The organism is Branchiibius hedensis, from assembly GCF_900108585.1.
GTDB classification, from domain to species: domain Bacteria; phylum Actinomycetota; class Actinomycetes; order Actinomycetales; family Dermatophilaceae; genus Branchiibius; species Branchiibius hedensis.
The window spans coordinates 1,155,966-1,168,998 of the sequence record NZ_UESZ01000001.1 but is presented as its reverse complement, the minus strand read 5'-3'; the positions used below and the strand labels follow the sequence as shown (position 1 = coordinate 1,168,998).

Below are 13,033 nucleotides of genomic sequence, written 5' to 3'. Positions count from 1 at the left end.
TCAACGAGCACGCTCGGCGTGTCGCAACCCATCGGCGTACCCTAAGCGTTCACTTGAGGGTTAGACATCTAGGCGGGTGGTTCGTGCGGAGCATCGGAATCCGGGCCCAATTCGAAGTCTTCCGCGGACACGTTGTCCAGGAACTCGCGGAATTTCTCAACTTGTTCAGCTTCTTCCTCTTCGTCGGCGATCTCCACCCCCACTTCATCGAGGACCTGGTCGGCGACATAGATCGGGATGTTCGCGCGCAGCGCGATCGCGATGGCGTCGGAGGAACGCGACCCGATGCGCCGATCCTCGTCGATCACCACATCGGCGAAGAAGACCCCCTCCTCCATCTTGGTAATGACCACAGAGGACAGGGCGTGGCCAAGACCGTCGATCAGGTTCACGATCAGATCGTGGGTCAACGGCCGGGGAGGAACCACGCCCTGCTGGGCGTAGGCAATCGCGGTCGCTTCCGGGGCGCCGATCCAGATCGGCACGTAGCGCTGACCGCCGCGCTCGCGCAACAGGATGATCGGCTTGTTGGTCGGCATCTCGACCCGCACACCCATGACCTCGACTTCGCGCACGACCCCACGCTACCCCGCGATCAGGGTCGCGACAGCCGCGATCGGACCAGGGCTACGTGCAGGCCGAGACATTCGCGCAACAAGTCCGACGACTCGACGTCGGTGGTCGCCGCCATCTGTCGGACCAGATCGACTTCCCGACCGGCGGCCAGGTGGAACAGGCGCAGGTGGCGCCCTTCGACCCCGTGGCGCAGGAGGTTGGCGGCAGCGGCGGCCACCGCCAGGTCGCCTTCGTCGAAATAGCCGTCCTTGTCGGCGCGCAGCAGCCCGAAGGCTTCGAGATCGGCCAGCGCCGCCCGGTCCAGACCCGCACCCTGGCGCAGTTCGGCCGCGGTCAGTCGGGCACCGCGACGTACCTGCAGGTCCAGGTCACGCACGTCCGGGTCCGGCTCGGGCGCAGGTGGCACCGGCAGGGGCACCTCCTGGGACGGCGTCAGGCCGCGCTCGTAGGCGTCCAACGCCTCAGAGATCTTCTTCAGCGGCCAGAACCGGTCCCGCTGACAGGTGAGCACGAAGCGGAGTCGGTCGACGTCGGCGGCGCTGTAGCGGCGGTACCCAGAGGCGCTGCGGGTCGGGCTGACCAAGCCTTCAGCGTCCAGGTAGCGCAGCTTGGAGATGGTCAGATCCGGGAACTCCGGTTGCAACACTTGCAGGACCGCCCCGACGGTGCGGCCACGTTCGGCGATGGCCACCTGCGGACGGCGATTCAGCTCGACGGCGGCGCGTCGTAGAAGACCAGCCGGAACTTTCCGATCTGGACCTCGTCGCCGGTGCGCAACACCGTCGAATCGATCAGCCCGCCGTTGAGGTAGGTGCCGTTGAGGGACCCAACATCTTGTACGGCGAACCCCGAGTCCGTGCGCCGGAAGACGGCGTGCCGGCGAGAGACCGTCACGTCGTCGAGGAAGATGTCGCTGCTGGGATGCCGCCCCACGCTGACCTCATCGGCATCCAGCAGGAAGCGAGCGCCGGTATTCGGTCCGCGCTGGGCGATCAGGAGTGCGGTGCCGGGCCGGAGCGCATCCACGGTTGCCCGGTCCGCGGCGGCCAGCGCTGTCGGGCCGGCACCTTCCGGCACCGGCTGCCCACTGCCCGGCTCAAAGAACGCGGTGGCGTCGGCGGGCGGCGGCTGCTCAGCGGACTCTGCGGCGTCGCCTTCACCCATCATGCAGCTAACCCTAGATCAGTCGAGCGACGCGATGTAGGCCGCTACGTCCTGCAGGTCGCCGAGGGAGGCACCCTCGGCCAGGCGCAGCTCGTACATCCAGCCCTCGCCGTACGGGTCACTGTTGACCAGTTCGGGCGTCGCGTCCAGGGCCTCGTTGACGGTGACGACCTCACCGGCCAGCGGCGAGTACAGGTCGCTCACCGATTTGGTCGATTCGACCTCACCGACCGAGTCACCGGCGGCGACACTGTCACCCACCTCGGGCAGGCTCACGTAGACGACGTCTCCCAGTGCGTCCTGGGCGAAGGCGGTGATCCCGACCCGCACCACGCCGTCTGCACCTTCGCGCACCCATTCGTGGTCGGTGGTGTAGTGCAGGTCGTCGGGGTAGTCCAGGTCGCTCATGAGCTCTCCTTGGCGGTGGCGGACGGTTCGGGTTGAGCGTACTGAGGGGTCTGTGCGGGCTGCAACGCGGTCACCTTCACCTGCTGGGAACTCGTGACGGTTGCTGCCGCTCCCATCGATCGAAGGCTCTCGACGACCCCGCCGGGAATGGCCATCGCAGTGGACATGGTGTGCGGATCGCCAATGGCGAGAATGGTGTACGGCGCCCTGATCGTGTGTCCGCTCACGGTCAGACCGGTGTCGGAACTGCCACCGAACCAGGTGCTGACGATGACGCGTTGGTCATTGATCTGGATCGCCTCGGCGCCGGCGTCGCGCAGCTCTTCGACGGTGTCGAGCAGATTGGCCGCCTGCACCCCTTTTTCGTTGTCCTGGATGGTGATGATGATCCCCGGCCCGGTCGCTGGCAGCGTGCCGTTCAGCACGCCGAGCATCTCCAGTCGTTCCTTGGCGGCCTGCAACGCTGCGGCGTCGCCGGTGGAGTTCTTGAGTTCATCACGCGTCGTGGTCAGCCGGTCGGCTTCCTGCTCCAGGCGGGCAGCCTGACTGTTGACGCTGTCCAACAGCGCCACCAGCTCGTCCTGGCGCAGATCCTCCAGACCCCCGGCATCGGTTTGCTGGATCTGGGTGGTGATCCCGAAACCGAGCAGGACCGCCAGCAGCGCCGCGAACAGGTTGGCTTTGGTGGCACGAGGTCGTCCCATCCGCGCCAGCGTGCGCCACGCCGAACTCGGCGGATCCGCGGGCGGTTCATGGGCGTCTGCAGCGTCCTGGGCCGGGTTGATCACCAGCGGCTCGCCCAGCGACGTGGGTCCCGCGGTTGCACGGCGGGCGGGCCGCTTGCGATGCATCGCATGGTGCGGCCGGTGCTCGGGGCGGGTGGCCTCGGGGTCGTGTTCGGTCATGTCTTCGGCGTTGGACTCAGGCGTGGAAGATGTGCCGGCGGATCGCGGCCAGGTTGCTGAAGATCCGCAGGCCGAGCACGACGACGACCGCAGTCGACAGCTGCGATCCGACCCCGAGTTGGTCCCCGAGGAAAACGATCAACGCCGCGACGATCACGTTGGACAAGAAGGAGACGACGAACACCTTGTCGTTGAAGATTCCGTCGAGCACGGCACGCACCGCGCCGAAGACGGCATCCAGCGCCGCGATGACTGCAACCGGTAAGTAGGGCTGTAACCACAACGGGACATCCGGGTGAAGCACGACTCCGACAACCAGACCGATCAGGAGCCCGATGGCGGGGATCACTGGTTCTTCTCCTCTGGGACGGTGGCGTAGGACAACACCGGAGCCGGTGCGGCGGGTAACGACTGTTTGCCGGTTCGCCACGACGCGCGCAGGTCGAACGACCCGGTCAGATTATCCAGGTAGGCGCCCGAGGCCGATTTCTGAAACGCCGAACGCATCGAGGCCGGACCGATCGCCACGATGTCGTACGGCGGTTGCAGTGGCCGGAAGTTGACCAGGATCGCCTGACCCGCGAACCGAATGGCGCTCAGCGACGTCAACCGTTGACCGTTGATCGCGATTGCCTCTGCCCCGCCCTGCCACAGACCGTTGACCAGGATCTGCATGTCGGTGGAGGTCAGTCGTCCGTTGGAGTCATCCAGATCCCGCGGGTCGTCGCCACTCCCGGCGGCAGTGTCCTTGGCATCGTTGACCTCCAGAACCAGGCCGTCACCTGTGACCGGCAAGGTGCCCGAGGTGGTCTCCGCCTGGGCCAAGCGCGCGGCGAGGGCATCCTGGTCCTCCCGTTGGAGGGCCTCGTTCTGCAAGGTGGTGATCTCCAACTGGGTGCGCTGGATGGTGGCGTTGGCCTTGTCGATCCGGCTCTGCGCCGAGTCGACGCGTTGGATCAGGGCGTCCTTCTCGGCCTGGACCTGGGTGTGCGGGATCCGTAGGGCGAGCGCCGCCACGGCGATCGCGAAGCCGACCAGGACGCAGGCGATGATGACCCCGGGCGAGCGCAGGGAGGTTTGTTGCGGCAACCCGGCGGCCCGGCGTTGCGCCGCGACCTGCTCGTAGGAGGGGTCCAGGGGGTGCTCGGTGATCTCTCGGATCAGCGACATCGAGGCCGCGGGATCGCGGGGCTTGGTCGGAGTGCTCATGACACGGCCGCGATCATCCGCCGGATCTGGATAGCGTAGAGGAACCCGGCGAACCAGTACAACGCCGTCCCCCACCACACAAAGCCCCACCCGACCCAGTTCGCCAGGGTCGCGAACGGCAGGTCGGTTGCGCCGAGCAGCACCAGCGGGAAGCCGACGACCAAGCACAACGTGGCGGCCTTGCCGGAGAAGTGCACCGCGGGGATGGGCAGCCGGTGCGCGCGCAGCGACGGTCCGAAACTGAACACGAACACCTCCCGAGCCAACAGCAACACCACCAGCCACCACGGAATGATCGAGCGGATCGCCAGACCGACGATGGTGGCGATGATGTAGAGCCGGTCGGCCAGCGGGTCAAGAAGCTGACCGACCCGGGAGGTCAGGTTGTACCTGCGGGCGATCTTGCCGTCCGCCCAGTCGGTGAAACTCGAGACCACCAGCACCCAGAACGCCCAGACGTCGTGGTGCGAGAGCAGCAGCCACAGGTAGAGCGGTATGCCCAGTAAGCGAAGCAAGGACAGCGCATTGGGCACCGTCCACACCCGCCAGGGAATCTCCTGCTCGACCACGCCCCGAATGCTATGCGAACTCAGGTCAGTGACCGCGGTCGATCCACTCCTGCCGGTGCGGCGCTTCAGCACCGATCGTGGTGTCGTCGCCGTGTCCGGTGTGCACGACGGTCTCCGGCGGGAGAGCCAGCAGGACATCGGTGATCGAATCGACGATCGTCGGGAAATCACTGAAGGAACGCCCGGTCGCGCCCGGACCGCCCTGGAACAGCGTGTCACCGGTGAACACCGCACCGAGGTCGGGAACCACGAAAACACTTGCGCCTGGGGCGTGTCCGGGAGTGTGCCGGACAACGAGCGTCGTACCGGCTACCTCGAAGGTCTGACCGTCGGTCAGTGGAGCCGGCAGCGGGACGCCGGGATGGGCCAACTCCCACAACGGCGCGTCGGCGGGGTTGAGGTAGACCGGCGCGCCCGTCGCCTCGGCCAGGGCGGGCGCGGCATCGACGTGGTCATCGTGTGCGTGCGTCAGCAGAATCGCCACCACTTCTCGCCCGGCGACGGCATCGGCGATCGCCGCCGCGTCGTGCGCGGCGTCGATGACGATGACCTGCTGGTCGTCACCGATCAGCCAGACGTTGTTGTCGACGTCCCACGTCCCGCCGTCCAGGCTGAACGTTCCGGACGTCACGACCTTCTGCACTTCGACGGCCATCAGAGCACCACCACCGAACGCAACACTTCGCTGCGTTGCATCTTGGCGAACGCCTCTTCGACGTCGCCGAGCCGGATCGTTTCGCTGACGAACTTCTCCAACGGCAACCGACCCTGAAGGTACAAATCGGTGTACGTCGGGAAGTCCCGCTCGGGTAGGCAGTCGCCGTACCACGAGGATTTGAGTGCGCCGCCTCGACCGAAGAACTCGATCAGCGGCAGTTCGGGGGCCATCAGATCTGGTGTGGGTACGCCGACCAGCACCACCGTGCCCGCCAGATCCCGGGCGAAAAAGGCTTGCTTGTACGTCTCAGGGCGACCCACTGCGTCGATCACCACGTCGGCGCCGAAACCGCCGGTCAGTTCTTTGACGCGCTCGACGGCGTCCTCGTCTTTGCTGTTGACCAGGTCGGTTGCCCCGAAGTCCTGCGCCCATTTCAGCTTGCGGTCATCGACGTCGACGGCGATCACGGTTGTCGCACCGGCGAGGACAGCGCCCGCGATCGCTGCGTTGCCAACACCGCCGCAGCCGATGACTGCGACCGAATCGCCACGGGTGACTCCACCGGTGTTGATCGCGGCGCCCAGACCAGCCATCACGCCGCAGCCCAGCAATCCAGCGACCGCCGGCGGCGCCGCCGGGTCGACCTTGGTGCACTGCCCGGCGGCCACAAGCGTCTTCTCCACGAAGGCGCCGATCCCGAGGGCGGGGCTGAGTTCAGTGCCGTCCTCGAGCGTCATCTTCTGGGTGGCGTTGTGCGTGGCGAAGCAGTACCACGGCTTGCCCTTCCTGCAGGCGCGGCACTCGCCGCACACCGCACGCCAGTTGAGGACGACGTAGTCACCCGGTTCGACGTTGGTCACACCCTCGCCGACCGACTCGACGACACCTGCGGCTTCGTGGCCCAGCAGGAAGGGGAACTCGTCGTTGATCCCGCCCTCGCGGTAGTGCAGATCGGTGTGGCAGACCCCGCACGCTTGGATGGCGACGACGGCCTCGCCCGGACCCGGGTCCGGGATCACGATGGTGGCCACCTCGACCGGTGCTCCCTTGGCGCGTGCGATGACTCCGGTTACCTTCTGCGGCATGCCTGACTCCCCATCCGTGGTGTGTTCTTTCTTACTGTAAGAGACATCAGCCCAGTGACTCCGTGTAGGCCAGCGCCTGCCGCAACAGATGCGCGCGACCACCGTCCAGCTCAGCGGCGATGCTCGGGTCGATCGCTTCCTGCGGGGTCAGCCAGGTGAGTTCGAGGGCGTCCTGTCGCGGGTCGCACTCCCCCACGACCGGCACCACGTAGGTCAACGCGACAGCGTGCTGGCGCGGATCGTGCAACGGTGAAACCCCCGGAACGGGAAGGTATTCGGCTACCGAGAAGGGCACCGTGCTGACCGGAAGGCGCGGGAAGGCGGCCGGCCCGAGGTCCTTCTCGAGGTTGCGCATGAGCGCTTCGCGCACCGATTCCCCGTAGAAGACGCGCCCCGAAACGAAGCTTCGGGACATCTCCCCCGTGGCCGACCCGCGCAGCAGCAGACCGACGTGCTCGATGCTGCCAGTGTCGGCTACGCGCACGGGGATGGCCTCGACGTACAGCATGGGAACTCGCGAGCGGGTTTCCTGCAGGGCCAGTTCGGAAAGCCAGCCCGGATTCGGATCGGGGGTGCGCAGCGTCGCCATGGACCCATTGTGCTCAGTAGGTCATTCCCATCGCCGCCCGCACCCGCGACAGGGCCTGCTCCGCGACGTCGTTCGCTCGTCGGTTTCCGGAGTGCAGCACGTCCTGCACCAACCTCGCATCGCGGGCGAACCCATCGCGGCGCGCGCGGTGCCCGGCCAGGTAGTCGTTCACCGACTCGGTGACCAATGCTTTGAGTTCCGCTGCGCCGTGGACCCTCTCGGCGATCGCCTCCGGCGACTCGCCCAGCACCAGGGCGGCCGTGGACAACAGTCCCGAGACACCCGGACGGTTGTCCGGATCGAAGGTGATGACCCGCGCACTGTCGGTCGGCGTACGACGGATGAGAGCAGCGGTCTCGTCGGCGGACATCGACAGATTGATGGCGTTGCCGAAACTCTTGGACATCTTGCGCCCGTCCAAACCGGGAATGTCGGGGGTGTGCGTGAGCAGCGCTTCCGGGACGCGGAAGGTGACGCCGTACCGATCATTGAAGCGGCGGGCGATGGTCCGGGTGAGTTCGACGTGCGGCAGGTTGTCCTTGCCGACCGGCACCAGATCTGCATCACAGAACAGGATGTCGGCGGCCTGGTGCACGGGGTAGGTCAGCAGCAGTCCCGACAGCGCCCGACCGGAGGCGGCCAGTTCCGACTTCACCGTGGGGTTGCGGTGTAACTCGGCCTCGGTGACCAGCGAGAGGAACGGCAGCAGCAGCTGGTTGAGCGCAGGAACCGCCGAGTGGGCGAAGATCACCGAACGTTGCGGGTCGATACCGGCAGCCAAATAGTCCAGTACGGCGGACCGCACATAGCTGCCGATCTGCCCCGTTGTCTCCCGGTCGGTGATCACTTGGTAGTCCGCGATGAGCACGAACGTCTCGATCCCGCTGTCCTGCAGCAGAACCCGGTTCTGGATGCTCGCGAACAGGTGGGCCAGATGGAGCGGCCCGGTAGGTCGATCGCCGGACAACACCCGATGGTCACCGGGGTCGGCGCGCAACTGCTCCAGCGCGGGCATGCGGTCGAGGGTGGCTTGGAACGAGGCGGTGCTCATGGTCTCTCCTGCGGGGTCGGGGCCGCCGGCAGGCAAGGGAAAAGGGCTGCCGTGGCAGCCCTTTTCGTCAACGGACGTACGTCGATCGGCTGCTAGTGCAGCAGCCGCCAGTTCTGGACGGGGATCGAACGCATAAGCCGAGGATACAGCTCCCGACGGGGATCAGTGGAAGCTGATGACCTGCTCCCCCCACGCCGATCGGATCTCTGCGTCGAGGTCATCGACCACGGTGTCAGTTGCGTCGATCACCAACGTCGCGCGCTGCTGGTCGTCGTACACCGGCCAGGCCGGCCCCTGCGCACAGTCAGGACTCTGGCCTTTGACGAAGGCGGTCCAGCGTTCCTGCATACGCCGCGAGATGGCCTCCCCCTTGCGGCGACCGCCCAACAGGAAGGTCGGATCCTTCGGTCCACTGCTCAAATTGCCCCACAGATAGGGCAATTCGGTCGCGTGCGTGGCACCGAGCTTGATGATCCGCAGGAACGGGGTGGCGTAGTCGAAGCGATAGAGGTACGTCTCCGCGATGGTGCTGTGTCCTTCGACCGCCCACACCGTCGGCATCCGGAAACCGAGGTCGCGGGCGATGCCCATGCCGAGGACCTTGTAGCGGACGTCCTCGTACGCGTCGAGGACCTGCTCCTTGCTCGGCAGCTCCATGGCTGGGTTGTCCTGGTGCAGGTTGGCGTACATCGTGTCCAGGCCCTGCTCGCTGATCGGCACCAGCGGCGATTTCATGTATTTGAACAGGGCGGCCTCGTCCTTGTTCGTCCCGATCAGCAGAGGTACGGCGAGCCCCCGGCCCTCGTGCAACACGACATCCGGCGACTCCGGCAGCAGATCGCCGTCGATCACCGGAATGAACGGCAGGACACCCGGATCCGTTTCGGGCACATAGGAGTACACCTCCATCGAAGCATCCACGATAGTGTCCGGGGACACCGCACGCAGGGTGGCCGAATCGGTCCGGGCCACACCCAGTTGCTTCACGAACAAGTCGGCCACGGCGTGGGATCGCTCCTGGCCGTAGACACTCGAAGCTGGCGAGGACTGTGCGATCGCTCGATGGAACAAGCCCTGCGCCGAAGGGGTCGCAAGAAGCGTGGTCACCAGACCGCCGCCGGCCGACTCCCCCGCGACCGTGACCTGGCCGGGGTCACCACCGAACGCGGCGATGTTGTCCTGCACCCAACGCAGCGCCAGCAGTACGTCGCGCAACGCGAGGTTGTTGTCGGCATCCGGGAGGACACCGGTCAGGTCGACGAAACCGAAGCCACCGAGCCGGTAGTTGATGGTCACCACGATGATTCCACCGGTCTTCACCAGCGCGGTCGCGTCATACAGCGGCTGACTGGAGGCACCGAACGTGTAAGCGCCGCCATGCACCCAGACCATCACCGGAAGTGGGGTTGCTCTGTCCTGGGGCGCCCAGACGTTCAGTGACAGGCAGTCTTCATCGAGGACCGCACCCGGCGGCAACGGGACCGCCGGCGCCTTCTTCTGCGGGCAGACCGGACCGAATTCCACCGCGTAGTAATCAGTTTCGAGACGTGGCGCCGCGACCGGCGCACGCCAGCGGCGCTCACCGGTGGGAGCCAGGGCGTAGCGGATACCCCGCCACGACAGCACGTCGTCGTCGATCCGGCCGGTGAAGTTGCCAGCGGGTGCCTCGACGGTCAGGGAGTTCTGCGTCATGGTGCTTGCCTTTCTAGGTCAGTGCAGGAGGGCTTGGATGGTGTGGGCCAGTTCGGAGGCCGCCAGAATCCCGAAGAGGGTCGCCATGATGAAGGCGTTGTGCGCGATGAGGTCGGTCTTCAGACCCTCCATCCGCTCCCGCGTCGTCGGCGACCCGCTCGCTGCCGCCAGCGTCAGCAGGATCATGGCCAGCGAGCCCACCGTCGCAAAGAGCGTCGACATGAGCAGGATGAAGACCGGATTGTGATTGTCTGCGGCAATGATCGTGCCCGCCTTGATCAAGGCCGGGAAGTTCTTGCTCTGTGTCAGTCCCATAGCCAGTCCGAGCGTCGCTGCACCGCCGATCGAGATGGTCTCGGTCTTCGCCAACCAGCCCGGCGTCTTCGCAGCCGACCCGGGCGGTTTCGGGCGTTGCCGCCAGTTGAGGATCGCCAACGCCAGGAAGGCAAGCCCGATCACCGCACTCGCGACCACACTGACGGTGCTGTCTTTTGCACCGGTGGCTCTGACCGCCGCATGGGTACTGAAGGCGGTCCCCGCCGTCACCGCGATTCCGATGGCGGTGTAGACGGCCGTGAAGACGATGGCCGCCGACCGGCCGCGTGTCCCCAGCGCCATGGCGACGACCGCGATGATCGGCAGCGGCGAGATGATCAGGCTGGCGGCCAGCGGGATGAGTTGAGTGAGCGACGGAGAGGACACGCCGAGAACGTACGACCACCCCAGGTCGGCGGAATCCGGAATGTTCGGCCTACACGACAACCCGGGTGTAGCTGTGCTCCAGCGGGATCAACGCTTCGAGTACGACGCCCTCCGGCTCTTGGTGTAGCCACGCCCCCGCACGGGCTGCGGCGGAATCCTGTCGCAGCACCGATGCACCGGACCGAGCACCAACGCTGATCACTTGCACGAGCAGCGACGATCCGGCGCCGGTGGCAACGGCCCGACCCACGACGCGGATGGGAGCCCCGGGAGCGTGCTTCACCGCGTTGAGCAAGCCTTCGGCGATGACCTCGTAGGCGTCTGCGGCCGCCGCTGGTTGCGCTTCGAGGTCGTCGCGCACCGCGTCCTGGATCCGGTCCTCGATGGTGACGACGCGACCCCACGTGTTGATCAGCGACGTGAACGCCGACCAGCCCGGGCCCGCAGTGTTCGTGTCGAAGACCGCGCCGACCTGCTCGACGACGGCGCGAGCCTGCAGGATCTGCGCGTTGTCCGTCGGATCGTGGGCCAACAGGACGCACGCCGCCTGCAGATCACGGTGCAGCAGCCCACTCGCCGTGAGGAGCGCCGTACGTGATGTCGCGGTGCTCAACCTGGCGCTCCGGCTGGCCTGTGCCACAGCGGCGTTCAACCGCCGTTCGGACACCTTGCGCGAGTTCATGGCGCCGTAGCAGAGGCTGGCGGCGAGGGCGAACATGGGATACGCCACGACCGGTATCAACACCACGACGCCGCTGCGGTGGCCCATCACCACGGAACTCACGGTGATCCCGGCTCCGACGCACACCGACAAAACCAGGAACAGGACGGCCCGTCGGCGCGGCAGGTATCGGTGAGGTAGCCGTCGTGGCACGAGGTCCGCGAGCGTCCCGCCGATCGCCAGCACGATCAGGGAGCTGATGACTTCGCGCGCCGAGAGGCGGAAACAGCCGTAGGGCAGGAAGATCACCAGGTAGAGAGCTACGACCAGACCGACGGGCGGCAGGCGCAGGCGTGGTCGTCGTGGTTCGTCGAGATCGACGGCGACAGCTCGATGCATCGGCGGCAACGGCCCGTTGGCTTGTTGAGCCAGGGCATGGCTGGTCGGGCGCACCCGCTGGTGGGCGAATTCGCCAGCGACATCGGCGAGATCGGCTCGCGATGGCCAGGTCGCAATCTCCGCACCGAACTGCCGGGTGCAGGCCTTGATCGCCGTCCTGGCGGCCTCGTCGAATTCGGCGGCCCGTTGACCAGTGCTCTGCAGCTGTGAAAGAGCCTGCCGCAGCAGTACATTCACCCGTCGTCGGGTGCGCTCTGCATCGACGGCGACAGCAATCACCGAGATCGTCACGGTCCAGACGATCACGTTGGTGACGATTCGTAGATCGTGTTGCCCGGCGTCGGGTGGGTGGCCTCCGAACGCCGTCATCAACCCATCCTGCACGAAGGGCCTCGATACGCTGGCGACCCCGACGCCCGCGAGCACTGCCGCCGCTCTCTGCACCGGTGCTGACAGCAACCGCTCGAGCATGGCGGCCACGGCGAGGATGGCGGCGAAGACCACCCACGCAGCGACTGACGCGAGAACGGCGGGCAGCAGGTCCGCGCGCTCGTGCAGCGTGAGCAACGGCCCCATGACGGTCACTGCCAGTGCCCCGGTGAAAGGGAAGACGGGCCAGGTGATGAAGTGTCCGGATCCGACTACCCGGCGCCACGACTGGCCGAGGTTGATCATCGTCCTGGCCCGAAGGCCGCGATGTACCGCGCGGCAGCCACCACGCGTGGGTTGATGGCCGGGTCGGCACTGATGTTCAGCCGCTGGAAAATACGACTGATCGAGCGTTCGACCGCCCGCACCGACGAATCCGTGGTCTCCGCGATCTGTTCGTTGGAGGCACCCCGCGCCACCAGCGCCAGAATCTCCAACTGGTGTCTGGTCAAGGTGCCCAGACCTTCCCGGTCGGGCCCGGCGGACCGGGAAGGCGCGGCGGCCGGTTGCACGGTGAGGGCGGCCTCCAGCGCGTTGAGCAGGTCCTCCGGCGAGTTGATCTCGTCCTTGCCGACGAAGACCGCGCCACGCACTCCCATCGCAGTTGCCCCGGCAGCCGCGCGCGGGAAGCTGGAGACGAAGACAATCCCGAGGTGCGGAGCCAGACCGTGCAGCATCAGGGCGAGTTCGGCGCCATCGGGCCGACTGCCGAGGTCAATGTCGGTCAACAGCGCATCGGGATCGAAGCCGGGAAATACCCGCAGTGCGTCATCGGCGTCGCCCACGCCTCTGACTTCCCAGCCATGGCGCTTGAGGGTGTCGCAGATCAGTGTGCGCATCGCGGACTGGTCCTCTACGACGAGGACCCGTCGCACCCATGTGTCCTGCACAGCTTTCATGCTAGGCACGACTGAGGATTCCTGCCTCAGACTTGCT

The 13,033-nt window shown here is 66.4% G+C and carries 16 protein-coding genes; all 16 read right to left on the bottom strand.

Annotated features, from left to right (window positions below):
- Nucleotides 1-68: 68 nt before the first annotated feature.
- Entirely contained in the window at nucleotides 69-575 is a 507-nt protein-coding gene (locus DR843_RS05770; protein ID WP_109684503.1) for a bifunctional nuclease family protein, read from the bottom strand.
- A gap of 20 nt (nucleotides 576-595) precedes the next feature.
- Nucleotides 596-1,267 carry a transcriptional regulator FtsR gene (ftsR, locus tag DR843_RS05765; RefSeq protein ID WP_109684502.1) on the bottom strand — a complete coding sequence of 224 codons (672 nt, stop codon included), beginning with the start codon at nucleotides 1,265-1,267 and terminating at the stop codon, nucleotides 596-598.
- Nucleotides 1,268-1,281: 14 nt separating this feature from the next.
- A complete protein-coding gene (locus DR843_RS05760) occupies nucleotides 1,282-1,743 on the bottom strand; it encodes an FHA domain-containing protein (protein ID WP_170119758.1) in 462 nt (153 codons plus the stop codon).
- A gap of 15 nt (nucleotides 1,744-1,758) precedes the next feature.
- Nucleotides 1,759-2,148, bottom strand: a complete 390-nt coding sequence (gene gcvH / locus DR843_RS05755) for a glycine cleavage system protein GcvH (protein ID WP_109684501.1) — start codon at nucleotides 2,146-2,148, stop codon at nucleotides 1,759-1,761.
- Entirely contained in the window at nucleotides 2,145-3,053 is a 909-nt protein-coding gene (locus DR843_RS05750; RefSeq protein WP_245934013.1) for a DUF881 domain-containing protein, read from the bottom strand. Before DR843_RS05750 ends, gcvH begins: the two co-directional genes overlap by 4 nt.
- A 16-nt stretch (nucleotides 3,054-3,069) precedes the next feature.
- Nucleotides 3,070-3,402: a small basic family protein gene (locus DR843_RS05745; protein WP_109684500.1), complete on the bottom strand. Its 333-nt coding sequence runs from the start codon at nucleotides 3,400-3,402 to the stop codon at nucleotides 3,070-3,072.
- On the bottom strand, nucleotides 3,399-4,262 hold the full coding sequence (locus tag DR843_RS05740; protein ID WP_109684499.1) for a DUF881 domain-containing protein: 864 nt from the start codon (nucleotides 4,260-4,262) through the stop codon (nucleotides 3,399-3,401). The genes DR843_RS05745 and DR843_RS05740 overlap by 4 nt, the downstream gene beginning before the upstream one ends.
- Entirely contained in the window at nucleotides 4,259-4,831 is a 573-nt protein-coding gene (locus DR843_RS05735; RefSeq protein ID WP_245934012.1) for a CDP-alcohol phosphatidyltransferase family protein, read from the bottom strand. Before DR843_RS05735 ends, DR843_RS05740 begins: the two co-directional genes overlap by 4 nt.
- 25 nt (nucleotides 4,832-4,856) lie before the next feature.
- Entirely contained in the window at nucleotides 4,857-5,486 is a 630-nt protein-coding gene (locus tag DR843_RS05730; RefSeq protein WP_109684497.1) for an MBL fold metallo-hydrolase, read from the bottom strand.
- Complete coding sequence (locus DR843_RS05725; RefSeq protein ID WP_109684496.1) at nucleotides 5,486-6,574, bottom strand: S-(hydroxymethyl)mycothiol dehydrogenase; 1,089 nt, start codon at nucleotides 6,572-6,574, stop codon at nucleotides 5,486-5,488. The genes DR843_RS05730 and DR843_RS05725 overlap by 1 nt, the downstream gene beginning before the upstream one ends.
- A 46-nt stretch (nucleotides 6,575-6,620) precedes the next feature.
- Nucleotides 6,621-7,163: a DUF4916 domain-containing protein gene (locus DR843_RS05720; protein ID WP_109684495.1), complete on the bottom strand. Its 543-nt coding sequence runs from the start codon at nucleotides 7,161-7,163 to the stop codon at nucleotides 6,621-6,623.
- 13 nt (nucleotides 7,164-7,176) lie between these two features.
- Nucleotides 7,177-8,214, bottom strand: coding sequence for a tryptophan--tRNA ligase (gene trpS, locus DR843_RS05715; protein ID WP_109684494.1), 1,038 nt, complete (start codon nucleotides 8,212-8,214; stop codon nucleotides 7,177-7,179).
- A gap of 162 nt (nucleotides 8,215-8,376) precedes the next feature.
- On the bottom strand, nucleotides 8,377-9,906 hold the full coding sequence (locus DR843_RS05710) for a carboxylesterase/lipase family protein (protein WP_109684493.1): 1,530 nt from the start codon (nucleotides 9,904-9,906) through the stop codon (nucleotides 8,377-8,379).
- A gap of 18 nt (nucleotides 9,907-9,924) precedes the next feature.
- Entirely contained in the window at nucleotides 9,925-10,608 is a 684-nt protein-coding gene (locus DR843_RS05705; protein WP_170119757.1) for a GAP family protein, read from the bottom strand.
- Nucleotides 10,609-10,657: 49 nt separating this feature from the next.
- Nucleotides 10,658-12,343, bottom strand: a complete 1,686-nt coding sequence (locus tag DR843_RS05700; protein ID WP_109684491.1) for a hypothetical protein — start codon at nucleotides 12,341-12,343, stop codon at nucleotides 10,658-10,660.
- Complete coding sequence (locus DR843_RS05695) at nucleotides 12,340-12,996, bottom strand: response regulator (RefSeq protein WP_245934011.1); 657 nt, start codon at nucleotides 12,994-12,996, stop codon at nucleotides 12,340-12,342. Before DR843_RS05695 ends, DR843_RS05700 begins: the two co-directional genes overlap by 4 nt.
- Nucleotides 12,997-13,033: the final 37 nt, after the last annotated feature.

Bases quoted from the DNA above. Each gene is read 5' to 3' on its own strand.
- DR843_RS05725 (WP_109684496.1), bottom strand. From the start codon at position 6,574: ATGCCGCAGAAGGTAACCGGAGTCATCGCACGCGCCAAGGGAGCACCG.
- DR843_RS05740 (WP_109684499.1), bottom strand. From the start codon at position 4,262: ATGAGCACTCCGACCAAGCCCCGCGATCCCGCGGCCTCGATGTCGCTG.
- DR843_RS05720 (WP_109684495.1), bottom strand. From the start codon at position 7,163: ATGGCGACGCTGCGCACCCCCGATCCGAATCCGGGCTGGCTTTCCGAA.
- DR843_RS05730 (WP_109684497.1), bottom strand. From the start codon at position 5,486: ATGGCCGTCGAAGTGCAGAAGGTCGTGACGTCCGGAACGTTCAGCCTG.
- DR843_RS05700 (WP_109684491.1), bottom strand. From the start codon at position 12,343: ATGATCAACCTCGGCCAGTCGTGGCGCCGGGTAGTCGGATCCGGACAC.
- gcvH (WP_109684501.1), bottom strand. From the start codon at position 2,148: ATGAGCGACCTGGACTACCCCGACGACCTGCACTACACCACCGACCAC.
- DR843_RS05750 (WP_245934013.1), bottom strand. From the start codon at position 3,053: ATGACCGAACACGACCCCGAGGCCACCCGCCCCGAGCACCGGCCGCAC.
- DR843_RS05710 (WP_109684493.1), bottom strand. From the start codon at position 9,906: ATGACGCAGAACTCCCTGACCGTCGAGGCACCCGCTGGCAACTTCACC.
- trpS (WP_109684494.1), bottom strand. From the start codon at position 8,214: ATGAGCACCGCCTCGTTCCAAGCCACCCTCGACCGCATGCCCGCGCTG.
- DR843_RS05760 (WP_170119758.1), bottom strand. From the start codon at position 1,743: ATGATGGGTGAAGGCGACGCCGCAGAGTCCGCTGAGCAGCCGCCGCCC.
- DR843_RS05695 (WP_245934011.1), bottom strand. From the start codon at position 12,996: ATGAAAGCTGTGCAGGACACATGGGTGCGACGGGTCCTCGTCGTAGAG.